We start from the raw sequence: 15126 nt of genomic DNA, 5'->3' as shown, positions 1-15126 counted from the left end.
TGTCATATTTCATGCATCAGCGGAAGGTGCACCTTTGAGTCATTTGAACGGTCAACTTCAGTCGGTCGGCGAGTAGACAACAGCTCGGTAACGAGGGGTTGTCAGTGCTATGTCACACATTTAAGTTACGGGGCGACTTGGACCATTCGCGCTCGGAGGGCCATATGAAGAGGAACAAGGGCGTGCTCGCGTTATGCGCGACGCTTGTGGCAGGGCTGACCGCCTGCGGCGGTGGGGGATCGTCGCCCCCGCCCGGCGCCGCGGCCACGGCCGGCGGCGGGCCGGTGAAGGGCGGTACCCTCACCGTCTTCAACAGCGCCGACTTCAACCACCTCGATCCGGCCCGCAACTGGACCATGCGGGACATGGGCTTCGGCGCCCGGCTCCTCTACCGGACGCTCACCACCTTCAAGGCCAACAGCTCGGAGATCGTCCCCGACCTGGCCACGGATCTGGGCGCGCCCTCCGACAACGGCAAGACCTGGAAGTTCACCCTCAAGGTCGGCCTCAAGTACGAGGACGGCACCCCCGTCAGGGCACAGGACATCAAGTACAACGTCGAGCGCTCGTTCTCGCCCGACCTCACCGGCGGCCCGGACTACGCTCGCAAGTACCTCGTCAGCGACAAGTACGAGGGCCCGCTGTCCGGCAAGCACCTGGACTCGATCGAGACGCCGGACGACAAGACGATCATCTTCCGCCTCAAGCGGCCGGTCGCCGAGTTCGCGCAGACCGTGACGCTGCCGACCTTCGCCCCGGTCCCGGAGGCCAAGGAGGCGGGCGTCAGGTACGACGACCGGCCGTTCTCCTCCGGCCCTTACAAGATCGAGAAGTACCAGCGCAAGACCGAGATGGTCCTGGTCCGCAACGAGCACTGGGACCCGGCCACCGACTCCGTCCGCAAGGCCTACCCCGACAGGATCGTCGTCAAGATGGCCGCCGGGAGCGCCACGACCGACACCCGGCTCATCGCCGACCAGGGCGCCGACCGCTCCGCCCTCGGGTACATCGACGTCTCGCTCGCCGTCCTGCCGAAGATCTTCACCAACCCGAAGGTCAAGGCGCGGATGAGCAGCATGGTCGACGGCTGCACCGGCATCGTCTACCTCAACACCGCCAAGCCGCCCTTCGACAACCAGAAGGTCCGCATGGCGGCGCAGTACGCGGTGGACAAGGTCGCCATGCAGACCGCGGGCGGCGGCCCGCAGGTGGCCGAGATCGTCGGCGCGATCCTGCCGCCCAGCCTCACCGGCGGCGTGCCGCGCGACATCCTGAAGATCCCGCAGACCGGCGACGTGGCGAAGGCCAAGGCGCTGCTGGCCGAGTCGGGCGTCCCGCTCCCCGTGAAGATCCGCCTCGTCACCACGCCCGGCGGCAAGCCGCAGGCCGAGGCCCTGCAGGCCGGCCTCAAGCGGGCCGGCTTCGAGCTCCAGGTCGACACGATCGACGCCTCAGCGGTGGGCGGCATCAACGGCACGCCGTCCAAGATGCCCGAACTGCAGATCGGCGGCTGGTGCCCCGACTACCCGTCCGGCTCCACGTTCCTGCCGCTGATCACCGACAGCCGGCTGATCGGCGAGGGCTACCACGGCGGCAACGCGGCGCTGCTCAAGGACCCCGCGATCGACGCCAAGATCGACGAGATCGAGGCGCTCGTCGACCCCATCGCCTCCGACCAGGGCTGGCTGACCCTGGAGTCCCAGGTCATGGCCACCGGTGCCTACATCCCGTTCCAGCTCAACAAGCAGAACAACCTCTTCGGCTCCAACGTGGCCAACGTCAAGGGCCACCCGGTGTGGGAGGGCAACCCCGACTTCGCCGAGATCGGGCTCAAGGACCCGAGCATCGCCAGGTGAGCACGATCACGCGACAGACCGGGGCGGCCGATCCGGCCACCCCGGCGGCACGCGGCCCCTGGCGGCAGGCCTTCGCCCGGCTCCGCCGCAACAGGTCCGCGATGGTCGGCCTCGGCCTGGTGATCTTCTTCGTCCTGGTGGCGCTGACGGCCCCGCTGCTGGTGCTGCTCAACGGCTGGGACCCCGCCCAGCGCGACCCCACCGCCGTCGACGCCGCCCTGGCGGGGATCCCCCGGGGGTCCTGGGGCGGGATCGGCGCCGAGCACTGGTTCGGCGTCGAGCCGGTCAGCGGCCGGGACCTGTTCTCCCGGGTCGTGATGGGCACCCAGGTCTCGATGTTCATCGCCTTCGCCGGCGCCACGGTGGTGCTGACGCTCGGCGTGCTGTTCGGGATCGCCGCCGGCTACTTCGGCGGCTGGGTGGACGTGCTGATCAGCCGGTTCATGGACCTGCTGATGTCGTTCCCCGGCCTGATCTTCATGATCGCGATCATGTCGGTGACCCCGGACGTCAACCGGGTCGTCATGCTGATCTCGGTCATCGGGTTCTTCGGCTGGCCGGGCATCGCCCGCATCGTCCGGGGTGAGACCCTGTCGGTCAGGCACCGGGAGTTCGTCGACGCGGCCCGCACCAGCGGCGCCCGTCCCGGCCGCATCCTGCTGCGGGAGATCCTGCCGAACGTGTCGGGGCCGATCATCGCCTTCGGCGCGCTGCTGATCCCCGGGCTGATCAGCGCCGAGGCCGCGCTGTCGTTCCTCGGGGTGGGCATCCGCCCGCCCACCCCGTCGTGGGGGCAGATCCTGTCCGACGCGGTCCTCTACTACGACATCGTCCCGACCTACTTCGCCATCCCCAGCCTCTGCCTGTTCCTCGTCATCCTCGGCTTCAGCCTGCTGGGTGACGGGCTGCGGGACGCCATCGACCCCAAGGGCGCGCGGACATGATCCTCTACATCCTGCGGCGGCTGGCCGCGGCGGCGGCCGTCCTGCTGGTGATCTGCATGGTGACCTTCGTCATCTTCACCCTGCTGCCCAGCAACCCGGCGCTCATCGCCTGCGGCAAGAGCTGCACGGCCGAACGGCTGGCCGAGATCAGCAACCAGATGGGCCTGAACCAGCCGGTCCTGGCGCAGTTCACCGACTACGTCACCGGCATCTTCGCCGGACGGTCGATGGGCAGCGGGCAGTACGCGATCGAGTGCGGCTTCCCCTGCCTGGGCTACTCCTGGCAGACCGGCCAGCTCGTCTGGGACATCCTGCTGGAGGGCCTGCCCATCACCTTCTCGCTGGCGATCGGCGCCGCCGCGCTCTGGCTCGTCGGCGGGCTGGCCGTCGGCGTGATCTCGGCGCTGCGCAAGGACACCGTCGCGGACCGGCTGCTGGTCGGCTCGACCGTGATCACCGCCGCCCTGCCGATCTACTTCGTCGGGCCCATGCTGCTGTTCGTCACGGTGCGCTGGCTCGAGCTCATCCCCTACCCGACCTACGTGGCCTTCAGCGAGGACCCGCTGCTGTGGGCGCAGAACCTGCTGCTCGCCTGGATCGCGCTGGCCATGCTGTCGGCCGCCATGTACGCCAGGCAGAGCCGTTCCTCGATGATCGAGACGATGGCGGAGCCGTACATCCGCACCGCCAGGGCCAAGGGGCTGCGCCGCCGTACCGTCGTGGTCAAGCACGGCCTGCGCGCCGCGCTGACGCCGATCGTCACCATCTTCGGGATGGACCTGGGCGCGCTGCTCGGTGGCGCGATCATCACCGAGAGCATCTTCAGCCTCCCCGGCATCGGCAAGATCACCGCGTCCAGCATCACAGGCCAGGACTACCCGGTGATCCTCGGCACCACGCTGCTGGCCGCGTTCTTCATCGTCATCGCCAACCTGGTCGTGGACCTGCTCTACGGCGTCGTGGACCCGAGGGTGCGCCATGCTTCTTGACGTCAGAGGACTCGGCGTGTCCTTCGGGGGCCTGCGCGCCGTCCAGGATGTCGGCTTCAGCCTGGACCGGGGCCGGACCCTCGGCATCGTGGGCGAGTCCGGCTCCGGCAAGTCGGTCACCAGCCTCGCCCTGATGGGCCTGCACCTGGGCGCCGAGGTGACCGGGTCCGTCGTCTTCGACGGGCAGGAACTGGTGGGAGCGCAGGAGGAGACGCTGCGGCGGCTGCGCGGCCGCCGGATGGCGATGATCTTCCAGGACCCGCTGTCGTCGCTGCACCCGTACTACACGGTGGGCGAGCAGATCGCCGAGGCGTACCGGCTGCACTTCGGGGCCTCCAGGAGGGTGGCGGCGGCGCGCGCGGTCGAGACGCTGGCCGAGGTCGGCATCCCCTCCCCGCGCGAGCGGGCCGGGGACCACCCGCACCGGTTCTCCGGCGGCATGCGCCAGCGCGTCATGATCGCCATGGCCCTGGCCTGCGAGCCCGACCTGCTCATCGCCGACGAGCCGACGACCGCGCTCGACGTGACCGTCCAGGCCCAGATCCTCGAGCTGATCAGCCGGCTTCAGGCGGACCGCGGCCTGGCGGTGATCATGGTCACGCACGACCTGGGCGTGATCGCCCGCGTGGCCGACGAGGTGCTGGTCATGTACGGCGGGCGGGTGGCCGAGCGGGCCGGCGCCGACGCGCTCTTCGACGCCTCCCGCCACCCCTACACCCGCGGCCTGCTCGACTCGCTGCCCCGGCTGGACGAGGCGGACGACGACCCCATGTGGACGATCCCGGGTTCGCCGCCCTCGCTGCTCGCGCCGCCGCCCGGCTGCCCGTTCCACCCGAGGTGCCCGCACCGGATGGACGTCTGCGAGACGACCCTGCCGCCCCTGACCGAGCCGCTTCCCGGCCACCTCGCCGCCTGCCACCTGGGAGGTTCCTGATGCTGACGGTGTCCGATCTGGAGATGCGGTTCAAGGTACGGCGCGGCGTGGCCGTGCGTGCCGTGGACGGGGTGTCGTTCACCGTCGGCAGCGGCGAGACGCTCGGCCTGGTGGGCGAGTCCGGCTGCGGGAAGTCGACCACGGGGCGCATGATCGTCCGGTTGCTCGAACCGACCGCGGGATCGATGACGTTCGACGGCCGGAACATCACCCACATCAGCCAGAGTGAGATGCGCCCGCTGCGCCGCGACCTTCAGATGATCTTCCAGGACCCCTACTCGTCGCTGAACCCGCGCCAGACCGTGGGGCAGATCATCGCCAACCCGCTGGTCGTCCAGGGCGTCGACGGGGTCAAGGCGAAGGTGGGCGAGCTGCTCGACATGGTCGGCCTGATCCCCGAGCACGCCGACCGCTACCCGCACGAGTTCTCCGGCGGGCAGGCCCAGCGGATCGGCATCGCCCGCGCCCTGGCCACCCGGCCCAAGCTGGTCATCGCCGACGAGCCGGTGTCCGCGCTCGACGTCTCCGTGCAGGCGCAGATCGTCAACCTGCTGGAGGAGCTCCAGCGCGAGCTCGGCCTGACCTACGTCTTCATCGCCCACGACCTGTCGGTGGTGCGCAGGGTCAGCGACCGCGTCGCGGTGATGTACCTCGGCAGGATCGTGGAGATCGGCGACCGGCGGCACCTCTACGAGAGCCCGGCCCACCCCTACACCCAGGCGTTGCTGTCGGCCGTGCCGGTGCCGGATCCCCGGGTGGAGCGCAAGCGGGAGCGGATCGTGCTCAGGGGCGACCCGCCGTCCCCGGCCGCGCCGCCCCCGGGCTGCTCGTTCCACCCGCGCTGCCCGAAGGCCCAGGAGGTGTGCTCGGCCGAACGCCCGCTGCTGCGGATCCACCGGGACAGGGAGGTGGCCTGCCACTTCCCCGACTGACGGCACGGTTCCACGCCGTAGCCGCAGAATCGGCGCAAGCCGCAGGATCGGCAGAGCCGCGGAAGCCGCGGCCCCGCGCTTTCGCGTGGCGCGGGGCCGTGCTCGCCGGACGCGACCCGGGGGCCGCGTGCGGCGGGGCGGTCAGTGACCGGCGGGGATGCTGCCGAACCTGCCGGACTGGTAGTCCTCGAAGGCCTGGACCAGCTCGGCGCGGGTGTTCATCACGAACGGGCCGTAGTGCGCCACCGGCTCGCCGATCGGCTGCCCGCCCAGCACGATGACCTCCAGCGTGTCCTTCGGCCGCGCGGCGATCCGCAGCCACTCGCCGTCGGTGGTCAGCCCCGGCCTGGCGCCGAAGCCGTCGAACACCGCCAGCTGGCCGCTGGTGATCGGCTGCCGGTCGGCGCCTGCCGTGCCGTGTCCGGACAGGACGTAGGCGAGGGCGTTGAAGTCCTTGCGCCACGGCAGCGTGAGCTGCGCACCGGGGCTGACGGTCGCGTGCAGGAGCGTGATCGGGGTGTGCGTGCTGCCGGGACCGACGTTCCCCGCCACGTCGCCGGCGATGAGGCGGACCAGCGCGCCGCCGTCGTGGCTGCTCAGCAGGACCACGTTGGAGCGTCCGATGTCCTGGTACTTCGGCGCCATCATCTTGTCCTTGCCGGGCAGGTTGACCCACAGCTGGATGCCGTGGAACAGGCCGCCCTTCTGGACCAGCCACTCGGGCGGGGCCTCCTTGTGCAGGATGCCGCTGCCCGCTGTCATCCACTGGGTGTCGCCGTCGGTGATGGTGCCGCCGCCGCCGTGGGAGTCGGTGTGGTCCATGACCCCGTCGATCATGTACGTGACGGTCTCGAAGCCGCGGTGCGGGTGCCACGGCGTGCCCTTCGGCTCGCCAGGGGCGTAGTCCACCTCGCCCATCTGGTCCATCATCACGAAGGGGTCGAGGTAAGCCGGCTTGATCGTCGCCAGGGCCTTGCGTACCGGGAAGCCCTCGCCCTCGAACCCGCTGGGCGCGGTGGCGACCGTCAGGACCTTGCGCTCTGGCACGGTCACGTCGGGCTGGGGCAGGCGGGGCAGTGTGAGCAGGTTCTCTACGGTGACGGCGGGCATGTCGCGCTCCTTTCCTGCGGTGTTCGACTGCCCTAACCAAGTTTAGGATTCAACTATTCCAGGCCGAAGACCGCGGGAGGAGGGGCAGGGGCGAGAACCGCGTCGCCGTCGTGGATGGGGGAGGCGCCGGCGACGAAGTTGGTCAGCGCCTCGCCGTACACGCAGCGTGCCTGGGTGAGGCCGCCCGCCGCGCGCCTGGTCAGCAGGTCGACGGGCAGCTCGACGGGAGAGGCGGCGATGATCAGGTTGCCGAACCTGCGGCCGCGCATGACACCGGGGTCGGCCAGCAGCGCGACGTGCCCGAACGCGTCGCGGACGGTCGCCACCACCCGCCTGGCGAAGGCCAGACCCTTGCCGTCGGCCAGGTTGACCAGCAGCGTGCCCGTCGCGCGCAGCACGCGGGCGACGTCGGCGATGTACTCGGCCGTCGCCAGTTCGACGGGCATCGCGGCGCCGGAGAAGGCGTCGAGCACGAACAGGTCGGTGGAACCGTCCCAGATGTCCGCCGTCCCCTCGCGGCCGCCCTGCGGTCGCACCTTCAGCTTGGGCACCGAGCGCAGGTCGAGCTGGGAACGCACGAGCTCGACCAGCGCCGCGTCGGGCTCGATGACGATGTGCCGGGAGCCGGGGCGGGTGGCGCTGACGTAGCGGGGGACCGTACAGGCCCCGCCTCCGACGTGCACGCAGTTCAGCGGCCCTTCCGGCAGGACGTCGATGACATCCGCCATGAGCCGTACATACTCAAAATCCAAATATGTCGGATCTTCTAGATCCACATACGACTGCGGTACGCCATCCTTGGACAGTATCCATCCGTTCGGCCGGTCCAGATCTTTCAACAGTTCGACTTCGCCGAAGGTCACCGGATAGCGGCCGGGCATCGGCTCCCGCGGTCCACGTGTCACGTCGGCTCCCTGTCTGGTATATCGAGGTGGAAGTTGTCCCTGGGAGAACCGTATGCGTAGGCGAAGGCTGGTCGGGCTGCTCGTCGCACTGGGCGCGGTGGGGGGCGCGGGCGCCTTCGCGTTCGTGGCCTCCTCAGGGGTGCACGGCAGCGCCATGGCCACCGCCGACGCCTACCTGGCCGCCTGGCAGCGCAGCGACGTCACCTCCATGGAAGGACTGGTGGCCGACCCGCCCGCCGACTTCGCCGACCGGCACCTCGCCTTCAGCGAGCAGTTCAAGGTCAACGCGCTCACCCTCCGGCCCGGCGGTCTCAGGGTCACCGGCGAGGAGACGGCCGAACTGCCGTTCAGCGGCACCAGGGAGCTGACGGGGATGGGGCCGTGGGCGTTCACCGGGACGCTGCGGCTGGCCGTGCGGAACGGCGCGTGGAAGGTGCTCTGGGGGCCCGAGACCCTGCACCCCGCGCTGCGCGACGGCGGCGTGCTGTCGCTGGAGGAGACCGAGGTGTCCGGCGTCGAGCTGGTCACCAGGTCGGGGGCGGCGTTACCGCGCGACAGCGCCGCCGAGCCGTACCTCGACCGGCTCAAGGAACGGCTCGACGAGACGAACACCGGCTGGACGATCAAGGCGACCGCGCGGGGCGCGGCACCCAGGCCGTTGGTCGTCTTCCAGCCGCCGCCCGCGCGGCAGGTGCACGTCACGCTCTCGCGCCCGGTGCAGGCGGCGGCGGCCAGGGCGCTGGACGGGGTGCCCGAGCAGGCCGCGATCATCGCGGTCAAGGCGAGCACCGGGGAGATCCTGGCCGTGGCCGACCGGCTGGACGCGGCGGGCGCCTTCGAGCGGCTGTTCCCGCCGGGCTCGACGTTCAAGGTGGTGACGGCGGCGGGACTGCTCAAGGCGGGGATGACGGCCTCCAGCCCGATCAGCTGCCCGCCGAGCCACGCGGGCATCGTCAACTCGGGCGACCAGACGGCCACCACCCTCGCCGGCGCGTTCGCGGTCTCCTGCAACACCACCTTCGTCCAGCAGGCGCTGGACAGGCTGGGCGCCGCGCGGCTGGAGCAGGCGGCGCGCGACTGGGGGTTCGACGGCAGGAACCTCGCGACCGGCGTGGGCGGGCGTTGCGGACGGCTGGAGCCGGGGGCCGACCGGAGCGTGCTGGCGCTCAACTCCATCGGCCAGGGCACGGTCGAGGCCTCGCCGCTGTGCATGGCGGCGCTGGCCGCCGCCGTCGACAGCGGCACCTGGCGGACGCCGCGCCTGGTGACCGCCAAGGCGGCCAGGAGCCTCGACGAGACGCCGCCCGCCGAGGTCACCCTGGACCAGCGGATCGTCCAGGACCTGCGCTCGATGATGCGGCAGGTGGTCAGCGAGGGCACCGCCAAGGACGCCGGGCTCGCCGCCGACGTCGCGGGCAAGACCGGCACGGCCGAAGTGCCCTCGGGCAGGCCGCACGCCTGGTTCGTCGGCTACCAGGGCGATCTGGCCTTCTGCGTCTTCGTCAGGAACGGCGGATCCGGGGCGAAAGCGGCCGTTCCCATAGCCGCCCGCTTCCTCGGGGCGCTCTAACCTACGCTACCGTAGGTTTCATGACGAGTGTCGCCACCTTCCCCAAGCCTCGGCTCCGCGGCTGGCTGCACACCGGCGCCCTGCCCGTGGCGCTGATCGCCGGTTTCGTCCTGGTCGCCCTCGGTCCGACCGTCCAGGCCAGGCTCGCCTCGGCCGTCTACGCGATCACCTCGGGCCTGCTGTTCGGCATCTCGGCCACCTACCACCGCAGCACGCTCGGCCCGCGCCTGGCCGAGGTCCTGCGCCGGTTCGACCACGCGAACATCTACCTGATCATCGCGGGCACCTACACCCCCTTCGCGCTTCTGGCCCTCGACGGGCTGCCCAGGATCCTCGTGCTGGCCGTCACCTGGGGCGGCGCGCTGGCGGGCGTGCTGTTCCGGGTGCTGTGGATGTCGGCGCCCCGCTGGCTCTACACCGTCCTGTACCTGGCGCTGGGCTGGACCGCGATCTTCGTGATGCCCCAGCTCCTGCGGGGCGCCGGCCCGGTGGCCGTCGCGCTCGTGGCCGTCGGCGGCGTCCTCTACAGCGCCGGGGCCGTCGTGTACGGCCTGCGCAGGCCCGACCCGTCCCCTCGGTGGTTCGGCTTCCACGAGGTCTTCCACGCCTTCACGATCGCCGCGTACCTGGTGCAGTACATCGCCGTCTCGATCGTGGTCTACTCGCAGACGTGAACCTCGGCCATGAGCAGTACGTCTCCGTGACGACCTATCGCAAGGACGGCACCCCCGTGCCCACCCCCGTCTGGGCGGCGCAGGACGGCGACGCCGTCGTGATCTGGACCGTCGCCGACTCCGGCAAGGTCAAACGCATGCGGGCCAACCCGGCGGTGACCGTCACCCCCTGCGACGTGCGCGGCCGGCTGCGCGGCGAGCCGGTGCGGGGCCGCGCCGAGATCCTCTCCGCCGGGCAGACCGAGCGCGTCAGGGGATTGCTGCGGGCCAAGTACGGCCTGCAGGGCAGGCTGGTGATCCTCGGCAGCCTGCTGCGCAGGGGCCGCACCGGCACGGTCGGTGTCCGGATCACCGATATTTGACTCCGGCCTGGTCTGTATTCGCCAGGCTTTGGGATAGCAGACCAGGTATGGAGCAATTGGCAAGCACCTGGTGGCTCATCCTCATTCGGGGCATCTGTGCGGTGATCTTCGGCATCCTGGCGATCATCTGGCCGGGGATGACGGTCCTCGTGCTTGTGATCTTCTTCGGTGCCTACGCGCTCGTCAACGGCATCTTCTCGCTGATCTCCGCCTTCCGGCACAACGTCGAGTCCCGGGCATGGCTCATTCTGTCCGGCGTGCTCGGGATCCTGGCCGGAATCGTCACCTTCGTCTGGCCGGGGGTCACGACGCTCGCCCTGCTGTACATCATCGCGTTCTGGGCCATCTTCACGGGCATCGCGGAGGTGATCGCGGGGATCCGGCTGCGCAAGCTCATCGACAACGAGTGGATGCTGATCATCGGCGGTCTGCTGTCGGTGGTGTTCGGCGTGCTGCTGCTGATCTGGCCGGCCTCCGGCGCGGTGGCGTTGACCTGGCTGATCGGCGCCTTCGCGATCATCTACGGGATCGCGATCATCATCCTGTCGGTCAAGGTGAAGAGCCTCGCGTGAGGCCGCCGTCCGGTTCGGCCGCGGATCCGGAGAACCTTGTGTGATCAAGCCTCGTGGGCGGAAAGTCTTTACATAGGCACATAAATATGGGGAATGTATGTCGTGATCCAGCTCACAGAGGAGGGCACATGGACGTCCATGACCGGCTCGCCCGCCACCTACTCGTCGACGGCTACCGGCTGGTTCTGGATCTCGACAGAAGCCAGGGATCCTGGCTCGTCGACGCCCGCACCGGCCGCCGCTACCTGGACTTCTACACCTTCTTCGCCTCCGCGCCGCTCGGCGTGAACCCGCCGCTCGACCAGGAACTCCTCGGCAGGATCGCGCTCAACAAGCCGGCCAACCCCGACATGTACAGCGAGCACCTGGCCGACTTCGTCGAGACCTTCACCCGCGTCCTCGGCGACCCCGACCTGCCGCGGCTGTTCTTCGTCGAAGGCGGCGCCCTCGCCGTCGAGAACGCGCTCAAGACCGCCTTCGACTGGAAGAGCCGCCGCAACGAGGCGGAGGGGCGCCCCCGCGAGCTCGGCAGCCGCGTCATGCACCTGACCAGGGCCTTCCACGGCCGCTCCGGCTACACCCTGTCCCTCACCAACACCGAGCCGCTCAAGACGGAGCGCTTCCCCCTGTTCGACTGGCCACGCATCGAGGTGCCGGCCACCCACCTGGGCGACGTCGAGGACCTCGAGGCCAGGGCGCTCGCCCAGGCCGTCGCCGCCTTCGAACGCCATCCCCACGACATCGCCTGCTTCATCGCCGAGCCCATCCAGGGCGAGGGCGGCGACAACCACATGCGCGCCGAGTTCCTCCAGGCGATGCAGGACCTCTGCCACGAGCACGACGCCCTGTTCGTCCTCGACGAGGTGCAGACCGGCGGCGGCACCACCGGCACCCCCTGGGCCTACCAGCAGCTCGGCCTGGCCCCCGACATCGTCGCCTTCGCCAAGAAGGTGCAGGTCGGCGGCATCATGGCGGGCCGGCGGGTGGACCTCGTCCCCGACAACGTCTTCACCGTCAGCGGGCGCATCAACTCCACCTGGGGCGGCGGGCTCGTCGACATGGTCCGCTCGCGCGCCATGCTGGAGATCATCGAGCGTGACGGGCTCATCCCGCGCACCGCCGAGGCCGGCGCCCGGCTGGTCGAAGGGCTGGGCAAGCTCCAGGCCGAGCATCCGGCGCTGGTGTCGAACGTGCGCGGGCGCGGCTTCATGTGCGCCTTCGACCTGCCGGACGGCGCGCGCAGGAGCGCGCTGATCACCCGGTTGCGCGAGGAGGAGGGCGTCGTGGTGCTGCCGTGCGGCGAGCGGTCGGTACGGCTCAGGCCCGCGCTCAACATCCCCGACGAGGATCTCGAACACGGCCTGGCCGCCATCGGCCACGCGCTCTCCCGCCCGCTCTGACACCCTCCTCCGGCCGACCGCCCGTCGTGTCCTCCTTTCACCTGGCTTGTGACACTAAAATTTTTTAGTGTGCTACTGTAACCTTCGTCTGGTGAAGGAGGGAGATCGGCATGTCGCTTCGCATGGCGCTGCTCACCCTGATCGCGGGGGCGCCGCGCAGCGGTTACGACATCGGGCAGGAGTTCGACGGCGTCCTGAAGTTCGTCTGGCACGCCAAACCCACCCAGGTCTATCCCGAGCTCAAGCGGCTGGCGTCCGAGGGGCTCATCAGGGAGCAAGGCGAAGGGGCGCGCGGTCGCCGGCCGTACGAGATCACCGAGGAGGGTGAGCGGCTGCTGCGGGAGTGGCTGACGAGCACGTCGGCCGACCACAGCCAGCGCAACGAGACGGTGCTCAGGTCCTTCGCGCTGTGGCTGGTCGAACCGGAGGAGGCCCAGGCCTTCCTCCGGGAGGAGATGGAGTATCACCGGGCGCGGCTGCGGGGCATGCGGGTCCTGATGAAGGGGCTCGACCTCAGCCGGCCCGCCGACCGGGCGTCGCTGCTCGGCCTCGAGGCGGGCGTGCGGCGGCTGGAGGCGATGATCTCCTGGGCCGCATGGGCGATCGACGTCGTGGGGACCTGGCCCGCCACCGGCGAGGCGGCGGCTTCATGACCGAGGAGCTGAGGGCGGCGATGGGCACGACCGCGGAGGAGAGCCTCACCCTCGCGGACGGCAGGCGGATCGGCTACGCCGTCTTCGGCGACCCGGCGGGGCGGTCGTGCCTGCTCGTCCACGGATACGGCTCGTCCAGGTGGGTGGCCGGGTGGGCGCTGTCCGACACCGTGCTGCGCCGCCACGGCCTGCGGGTCGTCTCCGTGGACCGGCCCGGGTACGGCAGGTCCACGGCCGCTCCGGGGGCGGGCTTCCCCGGGTGGGCCGACGACGCCGCGGCGCTCGCCGGCCACCTGGGGCTCGACCGGGTCGCGACGATCGGCGTGTCGATGGGGGCGGGGCCCGTCCTGGCGCTGGCGGCCAAGCGACCCGACCTCGTCACCAGCACGACGATCCTGGGCGGGATGACCCCCGTGGACGGCGTGGGCCGCTGGGCCCCCGACAGCCGGGCCGACGCCTTCTACTGGCGGCTGGCACGGCGGGCTCCGCGGCTGCTGCGCCGGCTGTGCTCGCTGGCGGCCACGACGATGTCGGCAGGCGCCCGCGGCGACGCCGACCGGCTCGTCGGGCGGGTCGAGCGGTCGCTGATCCCGGCGGACCTGCGCGTCTTCCGCCGGCTGCTCGCCGACGGGGGAGACGCCGCCAAGGCGGCCTTCGTCGCGGACGTCAAGGAGAGCTGCGGGCAGGGTGGGGCGGCCATGGCCGGCGACCTGCTGGACTACCTGCGGCCGTGGGGGTTCGACCCGGCCGGCGTGCGGGGGCCCGTGCACCTGTGGCACGGGCTGGAGGACCCGAAGGTGCCGGTCACGCTGGCGCGCCGGCTGGCCGACCGGCTGCCCGGCGGGACCGCGCGATTCGTGCCCGGCGGGCATTTCGCGGCGTTCGCCTATCAGGACGAGATCCTGGCGCGGATCGCCGCGGAGTAACCCCCGCCCTTCGGCGGGCCCCTGCACGACATCGCGAGGCCGGGAACGGGCGGCACGCCTTGCGAATGCGGTGTGGAACGGCACGGCGACATCCGGCTCGGCGGCTTGCTGTGATGTTCGTCACCGTACGGCGAGCCGCGTGATCACCGGCGCTTCCCTGCAGCGGGAAACGCCGGTCCCGCAACAGGCGGAGCCCCTACGTGTCCCTGTTGAGCCATAAACCTATGGCGGTGACCCGGCAGTCGGCGCCGAGCTTGGCGTAGATCCTGTTGACGTGGTTCTTGACCGTCTTCTCACTGAGAAACAGTCGTTGCGCGATCTCCCCGTTGGACTGACCGGTCGCGATCAGGTCCATCACCTCAGCCTCACGCTTGCTCAAGCGTGCGACGTGGTCGACTCTCATCCGGCCTCCGGAACAGCGAAGTCGGTCAGATCGCCGATTGGCCCCCGTGCTCCCGGCGTCAGCGGTTGACAGCGAGCATAACTCGCATTGTCCTGATTTGGGGCCAAAGTCATCGGAGAAAAGCAGAAGGCCGATCCCGTACGGGACCGGCCTTTCTGATGTGGGGTGAGTGAGGGGACTTGAACCCCCGACATCCAGGACCACAACCTGGCGCTCTGCCAACTGAGCTACACCCACCATGCGCACTGCCGCGGCAGCACATGGAAAAGTGTAGCGGTCTTCGGGACCCTTTGCGCCACTCAGCCGAGTGACACACTGTCCGCGAGGGTCCTCGCGGTCGCCGAGTCGGGTCCGGGCTGGCCCACGAACACCGCCGCGCGGTAGTAGCGGAGCTCCCTGACGCTCTCGGTGATGTCGGCCAGCGCCCGGTGCCCGCCCTGCTTCTCGGGCGCCGCGAAGTAGACACGCGGGTACCAGCGGCGGACCAGCTCCTTGATCGAGGACACGTCGATCATCCGGTAGTGCAGGTAGGCGTCCACGGCCGGCATGTCACGGGAGATGAACGTGCGGTCCGTGCCGATGGAGTTGCCGCACAACGGCGCCTTCTTCGGCTCGGGGATGTGGCCGCGGATGTAGTCGAGCACGAGCGACTCGGCCTCCGCGAGCGTGACCCCCTCGGCCAGCTCCGGCAGCAGACCCGAGGCGGTGTGCATCTCGCGGACCACTTCCGACATCTGCTCCAACGCTTCGGACGGCGGCTTGATGACCACGTCGACGCCTTCATCCAGCTGCCGGAGCTCGCTGTCGGTGACGACACAGGCCACCTCGATGAGCGCATCGCGCCCGAGGTCGAGCCCCGTCATCTCACAGTCGATCCAGACCAGCAACTCACTCAT

General features: G+C 70.1%; 16 protein-coding genes and 1 tRNA gene. 12 read left to right on the top strand and 5 right to left on the bottom strand.

Annotated elements, in window-relative coordinates:
- The first annotated feature begins 164 nt into the window (after positions 1-164).
- The 5 genes from ACWDLG_RS08435 to ACWDLG_RS08415 are packed head-to-tail and all read left to right on the top strand — an operon-like array spanning position 165 to position 5655.
- Positions 165-1856 (top strand): ABC transporter substrate-binding protein, encoded by a 1692-nt coding sequence (locus ACWDLG_RS08435; protein ID WP_449917394.1) that lies wholly within the window; start codon positions 165-167, stop codon positions 1854-1856.
- Positions 1853-2800, top strand: coding sequence for an ABC transporter permease (locus ACWDLG_RS08430; RefSeq protein WP_354913651.1), 948 nt, complete (start codon positions 1853-1855; stop codon positions 2798-2800). The genes ACWDLG_RS08435 and ACWDLG_RS08430 overlap by 4 nt, the downstream gene beginning before the upstream one ends.
- Entirely contained in the window at positions 2797-3789 is a 993-nt protein-coding gene (locus ACWDLG_RS08425) for an ABC transporter permease (protein WP_449917392.1), read from the top strand. The genes ACWDLG_RS08430 and ACWDLG_RS08425 overlap by 4 nt, the downstream gene beginning before the upstream one ends.
- Complete coding sequence (locus ACWDLG_RS08420) at positions 3779-4723, top strand: ABC transporter ATP-binding protein (protein WP_354913649.1); 945 nt, start codon at positions 3779-3781, stop codon at positions 4721-4723. The genes ACWDLG_RS08425 and ACWDLG_RS08420 overlap by 11 nt, the downstream gene beginning before the upstream one ends.
- Positions 4723-5655, top strand: a complete 933-nt coding sequence (locus ACWDLG_RS08415) for an ABC transporter ATP-binding protein (protein WP_449917389.1) — start codon at positions 4723-4725, stop codon at positions 5653-5655. Before ACWDLG_RS08420 ends, ACWDLG_RS08415 begins: the two co-directional genes overlap by 1 nt.
- A 141-nt stretch (positions 5656-5796) precedes the next feature.
- Here the strand turns inward: ACWDLG_RS08415 and ACWDLG_RS08410 are convergent, their stop codons facing one another.
- Both ACWDLG_RS08410 and ACWDLG_RS08405 read right to left on the bottom strand, forming a co-directional pair.
- Complete coding sequence (locus ACWDLG_RS08410; protein ID WP_354913645.1) at positions 5797-6765, bottom strand: pirin family protein; 969 nt, start codon at positions 6763-6765, stop codon at positions 5797-5799.
- A gap of 53 nt (positions 6766-6818) precedes the next feature.
- Positions 6819-7646: a spermidine synthase gene (locus tag ACWDLG_RS08405; protein WP_449917583.1), complete on the bottom strand. Its 828-nt coding sequence runs from the start codon at positions 7644-7646 to the stop codon at positions 6819-6821.
- 76 nt (positions 7647-7722) lie between these two features.
- On the opposite strand from ACWDLG_RS08405, the gene ACWDLG_RS08400 reads away from it, so the two are divergent.
- From ACWDLG_RS08400 to ACWDLG_RS08370, 7 genes are all read left to right on the top strand, one after another.
- The gene (locus ACWDLG_RS08400) at positions 7723-9240 is read left to right on the top strand and encodes a penicillin-binding transpeptidase domain-containing protein (RefSeq protein WP_449917386.1); all 1518 of its coding nucleotides are present in this window, start codon (positions 7723-7725) and stop codon (positions 9238-9240) included.
- A gap of 20 nt (positions 9241-9260) precedes the next feature.
- Positions 9261-9914 carry a PAQR family membrane homeostasis protein TrhA gene (trhA, locus tag ACWDLG_RS08395; protein WP_354913641.1) on the top strand — a complete coding sequence of 218 codons (654 nt, stop codon included), beginning with the start codon at positions 9261-9263 and terminating at the stop codon, positions 9912-9914.
- On the top strand, positions 9911-10276 hold the full coding sequence (locus ACWDLG_RS08390) for a PPOX class F420-dependent oxidoreductase (protein WP_449917383.1): 366 nt from the start codon (positions 9911-9913) through the stop codon (positions 10274-10276). Before trhA ends, ACWDLG_RS08390 begins: the two co-directional genes overlap by 4 nt.
- 47 nt (positions 10277-10323) lie before the next feature.
- The gene (locus tag ACWDLG_RS08385; RefSeq protein ID WP_449917381.1) at positions 10324-10848 is read left to right on the top strand and encodes an HdeD family acid-resistance protein; all 525 of its coding nucleotides are present in this window, start codon (positions 10324-10326) and stop codon (positions 10846-10848) included.
- A 128-nt stretch (positions 10849-10976) separates the two neighbouring features.
- The gene (lat, locus tag ACWDLG_RS08380; protein WP_449917379.1) at positions 10977-12248 is read left to right on the top strand and encodes an L-lysine 6-transaminase; all 1272 of its coding nucleotides are present in this window, start codon (positions 10977-10979) and stop codon (positions 12246-12248) included.
- A 110-nt stretch (positions 12249-12358) separates the two neighbouring features.
- On the top strand, positions 12359-12901 hold the full coding sequence (locus ACWDLG_RS08375; protein WP_449917376.1) for a PadR family transcriptional regulator: 543 nt from the start codon (positions 12359-12361) through the stop codon (positions 12899-12901).
- A complete protein-coding gene (locus ACWDLG_RS08370) occupies positions 12898-13827 on the top strand; it encodes an alpha/beta fold hydrolase (protein ID WP_449917373.1) in 930 nt (309 codons plus the stop codon). Before ACWDLG_RS08375 ends, ACWDLG_RS08370 begins: the two co-directional genes overlap by 4 nt.
- 196 nt (positions 13828-14023) lie before the next feature.
- Here the strand turns inward: ACWDLG_RS08370 and ACWDLG_RS08365 are convergent, their stop codons facing one another.
- The 3 genes from ACWDLG_RS08365 to orn all read right to left on the bottom strand — a co-directional run bounded on the left by ACWDLG_RS08365 (position 14024) and on the right by orn (position 15126).
- A complete protein-coding gene (locus tag ACWDLG_RS08365; protein WP_449917370.1) occupies positions 14024-14230 on the bottom strand; it encodes a helix-turn-helix domain-containing protein in 207 nt (68 codons plus the stop codon).
- Positions 14231-14391: 161 nt separating this feature from the next.
- A tRNA-His gene (locus tag ACWDLG_RS08360) sits at positions 14392-14467 on the bottom strand.
- A 62-nt stretch (positions 14468-14529) separates the two neighbouring features.
- Positions 14530-15126, bottom strand: a complete 597-nt coding sequence (gene orn / locus ACWDLG_RS08355; protein WP_354913630.1) for an oligoribonuclease — start codon at positions 15124-15126, stop codon at positions 14530-14532.

It is taken from the genome of Nonomuraea sp. NPDC003727 (genome assembly GCF_053586935.1).
The sequence above is the reverse complement of the archived record's forward strand: the minus strand, read 5'-3'. Positions and strand labels throughout refer to the sequence as shown.

What these genes read in the sequence shown, in the direction of transcription:
- ACWDLG_RS08435 (WP_449917394.1), top strand. Translation starts at nt 165, where the DNA reads ATGAAGAGGAACAAGGGCGTGCTCGCGTTATGCGCGACGCTTGTGGCA.
- ACWDLG_RS08425 (WP_449917392.1), top strand. Translation starts at nt 2,797, where the DNA reads ATGATCCTCTACATCCTGCGGCGGCTGGCCGCGGCGGCGGCCGTCCTG.
- ACWDLG_RS08420 (WP_354913649.1), top strand. Translation starts at nt 3,779, where the DNA reads ATGCTTCTTGACGTCAGAGGACTCGGCGTGTCCTTCGGGGGCCTGCGC.
- ACWDLG_RS08415 (WP_449917389.1), top strand. Translation starts at nt 4,723, where the DNA reads ATGCTGACGGTGTCCGATCTGGAGATGCGGTTCAAGGTACGGCGCGGC.
- ACWDLG_RS08410 (WP_354913645.1), bottom strand. Translation starts at nt 6,765, where the DNA reads ATGCCCGCCGTCACCGTAGAGAACCTGCTCACACTGCCCCGCCTGCCC.
- ACWDLG_RS08405 (WP_449917583.1), bottom strand. Translation starts at nt 7,646, where the DNA reads ATGCCCGGCCGCTATCCGGTGACCTTCGGCGAAGTCGAACTGTTGAAA.
- ACWDLG_RS08400 (WP_449917386.1), top strand. Translation starts at nt 7,723, where the DNA reads ATGCGTAGGCGAAGGCTGGTCGGGCTGCTCGTCGCACTGGGCGCGGTG.
- trhA (WP_354913641.1), top strand. Translation starts at nt 9,261, where the DNA reads ATGACGAGTGTCGCCACCTTCCCCAAGCCTCGGCTCCGCGGCTGGCTG.
- ACWDLG_RS08385 (WP_449917381.1), top strand. Translation starts at nt 10,324, where the DNA reads ATGGAGCAATTGGCAAGCACCTGGTGGCTCATCCTCATTCGGGGCATC.
- lat (WP_449917379.1), top strand. Translation starts at nt 10,977, where the DNA reads ATGGACGTCCATGACCGGCTCGCCCGCCACCTACTCGTCGACGGCTAC.
- ACWDLG_RS08375 (WP_449917376.1), top strand. Translation starts at nt 12,359, where the DNA reads ATGTCGCTTCGCATGGCGCTGCTCACCCTGATCGCGGGGGCGCCGCGC.
- ACWDLG_RS08370 (WP_449917373.1), top strand. Translation starts at nt 12,898, where the DNA reads ATGACCGAGGAGCTGAGGGCGGCGATGGGCACGACCGCGGAGGAGAGC.
- ACWDLG_RS08365 (WP_449917370.1), bottom strand. Translation starts at nt 14,230, where the DNA reads ATGAGAGTCGACCACGTCGCACGCTTGAGCAAGCGTGAGGCTGAGGTG.
- orn (WP_354913630.1), bottom strand. Translation starts at nt 15,126, where the DNA reads ATGAGTGAGTTGCTGGTCTGGATCGACTGTGAGATGACGGGGCTCGAC.